We start from the raw sequence: 2,556 nt of genomic DNA, 5'->3' as shown, positions 1-2,556 counted from the left end.
GCGCTGGAAGGCGGCGGGGACAGCGGTGGCCGTAATCGCCGCGAAGAGCGCGCCTGAGCGCCCAAGAATTGAGCGAAGAGAGTTTCGATCATGTTGCAACCGAAGCGCACCAAATTCCGGAAGGCTCATAAGGGCCGGATCCATGGCAAGGCCAAGGGCGGAATGAATCTCGACTTTGGGGCGTTTGGCCTCAAGGCGCAGGAGCCGGCCCGTATCACGGCACGGCAGATCGAGGCGGCGCGCCGCGCGATCACCCGTCACATGAAGCGTGCGGGCCGCGTCTGGATCCGGATTTTTCCGGATGTCCCGGTCTCCTCGAAGCCGACCGAAGTCCGCATGGGCAAGGGCAAGGGTTCGCCGGAATTCTGGGCGGCGCGCGTGAAGCCGGGCCGCATCATGTTCGAGATTGACGGGGTTCCGCTCGATGTGGCGGAAGAGGCGCTGCGTCTGGGGGCTGCCAAGCTTCCGATCAAGACGCGCTTTGTGGCGCGCCCCGGGGACCATGCTTGAGGCATCCGATACCGCCACGTGCGGTCGAATGAAAGGGTAGGGCCATGAAGGCCAGCGAAGTACGAGACATGACGCCGGACCAGCTCTCTGATGAGTTGCTGAAGCTCAAGAAGACGCAGTTCAATCTGCGTTTCCAGAGCGCGAGCGGACAGCTCGAGAAGGTTGATCAGATGCGCAAGGTGCGCCGTGACATTGCGCGGATCAAGACGATCCAGCGTCAGCGCGCCGCTGAAGCGAGCAAGGGCTGAGGATAACGAAATGCCGAAGAGAATCCTTCAGGGTGTCGTGGTCAGCGACAAGAACGACAAGACGGTGGTCGTGAATGTCGAGCGCCGTTTCAAGGACCCGCTTCTCAAGAAGATTGTGCGCCGGTCCAAGAAGTTCCACGCCCATGACGAGAACAACACGGCGAAAGTCGGCGACATCGTGAAGATTCGCGAGTGCCGTCCGTTCTCGAAGTTGAAGAAATGGGAAGTTTACACGGACGAAGCCTGATCCCATTCGAGGTCAGGAACCGTTCCGAGCAAGGCGGATGAAGTCATGATCCAGCAAGAGACCAACCTGGATGTTGCCGACAACTCTGGTGCGCGCCGCGTGATGTGCATCAAGGTTCTCGGTGGCTCCAAGCGGAAGTACGCTTCCGTGGGCGACATCATTGTCGTCAGCGTGAAGGAAGCTATTCCGCGCGGCAAGGTGAAGAAGGGCGACGTCATGAAGGCGGTCGTCGTGCGCACGGCGAAGGATATTCGCCGGGCCGATGGCAGCGTCATCCGCTTCGACCGCAATGCGGCTGTCCTGATCAATGGTCAGGGTGAACCCATTGGTACACGTATCTTCGGCCCGGTTACTCGCGAACTTCGCGCGAAGAACCACATGAAGATCGTTTCGCTGGCGCCGGAGGTGCTCTAATGGCCGCGAAGATCAAGAAGGGCGACAAGGTCGTCGTCCTGACCGGCAAGGATAAGGGCAAGACGGGCGGCGTGATCGCTGTCTTCCCGAAAGAGAACAAGGCGCTCGTGCAGGGCGTCAACATGGTGAAGCGCCACGAGAAGCCGTCTCAGACGACGACGGGCGGTATTGTGTCGCGCGAAGCGAAGATCGATCTGTCCAATCTCGCGATCCAGGATCCGAAGACGGGCAAAGCGACGCGCGTGGGTTTCAAGACGCTGGATGATGGCCGCAAGGTCCGTGTTGCCAAGGCGTCGGGAGAGTTGATCGATGGCTGAAGCGACTTACATTCCGCGGCTGAAGCAGCAGTATATTGAGAAGATCCGCCCGGCGCTGACCGAGCAGTTCTCCTACAAGAACGTGCATCAGGTGCCGCAGCTCGAAAAGATCGTCATCAATATGGGTGTTGGCGAAGCTGTCGGTGACTCCAAGAAGGTGAAGAGCGCCTTTGAAGACCTGCAGGCCATTGTCGGCCAGAAGCCGGTCATCACCAAGGCGAAGAAGTCGATCGCGACGTTCAAGCTGCGTGAAGGCATGCCGATCGGTGTGAAGGTAACGCTGCGCAAGGACCGTATGTATGAGTTCCTTGACCGCCTGGTCACGATTGCTCTGCCGCGCGTTCGCGACTTCCGTGGTCTCAACGCAAAGAGCTTTGACGGTCGCGGCAACTATTCGATGGGCCTGAAAGAACACATCGTGTTCCCGGAAATCGACTACGACAAGGTCGATCAGGTATGGGGTATGGACATCACTGTCTGTACAACTGCGAAGACGGACGACGAGGCGCGCGAGCTGCTTCGCAAGTTCAACTTCCCCTTCACGAAATGATTTTTTCTCTGGTCCGCGCGGGCGGGCCGACGGAGGTTTGAATGGCTAAGAAAAGCGCCATTAATCGGGACCTGAAGCGGCGGAAGCTGGTTGCCAAGTTTGCAGCCAAGCGCGCGAAGCTGAAGGCGATCACGAAGGACGAGTCGCTGTCGATGGAAGAACGCTTCCAGGCCCAGTTGAAGCTTGCTGAGCTGCCGCGCAACTCATCCAAGACCCGGATTCACAATCGCTGCGAAGTGTCCGGCCGCAGCAAGGCTTATTACCGTAAGC

The 2,556-nt window shown here is 59.0% G+C and carries 7 protein-coding genes; all 7 read left to right on the top strand.

The window, feature by feature from the left end; all coding sequences use genetic code 11:
• Window positions 1–90 precede the first annotated feature (90 nt).
• On the top strand, window positions 91–510 hold the full coding sequence (gene rplP / locus WBF74_RS14160) for a 50S ribosomal protein L16 (protein ID WP_424441043.1): 420 nt from the start codon (window positions 91–93) through the stop codon (window positions 508–510).
• A 44-nt stretch (window positions 511–554) separates the two neighbouring features.
• Window positions 555–758 (top strand): 50S ribosomal protein L29, encoded by a 204-nt coding sequence (gene rpmC, locus WBF74_RS14155; protein ID WP_424441041.1) that lies wholly within the window; start codon window positions 555–557, stop codon window positions 756–758.
• A gap of 10 nt (window positions 759–768) precedes the next feature.
• A complete protein-coding gene (rpsQ, locus tag WBF74_RS14150; protein WP_424441039.1) occupies window positions 769–1,005 on the top strand; it encodes a 30S ribosomal protein S17 in 237 nt (78 codons plus the stop codon).
• A gap of 45 nt (window positions 1,006–1,050) precedes the next feature.
• Window positions 1,051–1,419, top strand: coding sequence for a 50S ribosomal protein L14 (gene rplN, locus WBF74_RS14145; RefSeq protein WP_424441037.1), 369 nt, complete (start codon window positions 1,051–1,053; stop codon window positions 1,417–1,419).
• Complete coding sequence (gene rplX, locus WBF74_RS14140) at window positions 1,419–1,736, top strand: 50S ribosomal protein L24 (protein ID WP_424441034.1); 318 nt, start codon at window positions 1,419–1,421, stop codon at window positions 1,734–1,736. Before rplN ends, rplX begins: the two co-directional genes overlap by 1 nt.
• Window positions 1,729–2,286: a 50S ribosomal protein L5 gene (rplE, locus tag WBF74_RS14135; protein WP_424441032.1), complete on the top strand. Its 558-nt coding sequence runs from the start codon at window positions 1,729–1,731 to the stop codon at window positions 2,284–2,286. The genes rplX and rplE overlap by 8 nt, the downstream gene beginning before the upstream one ends.
• Window positions 2,287–2,327: 41 nt before the next feature.
• On the top strand, window positions 2,328–2,556 hold a 229-nt coding region (gene rpsN / locus WBF74_RS14130; RefSeq protein ID WP_424441030.1), incomplete at its 3' end, for a 30S ribosomal protein S14.

It is taken from the genome of Parvibaculum sp. (assembly GCF_049672805.1).
Classification (GTDB): domain Bacteria; phylum Pseudomonadota; class Alphaproteobacteria; order Parvibaculales; family Parvibaculaceae; genus Parvibaculum.
The sequence above is the reverse complement of the archived record's forward strand: the minus strand, read 5'-3'. Positions and strand labels throughout refer to the sequence as shown.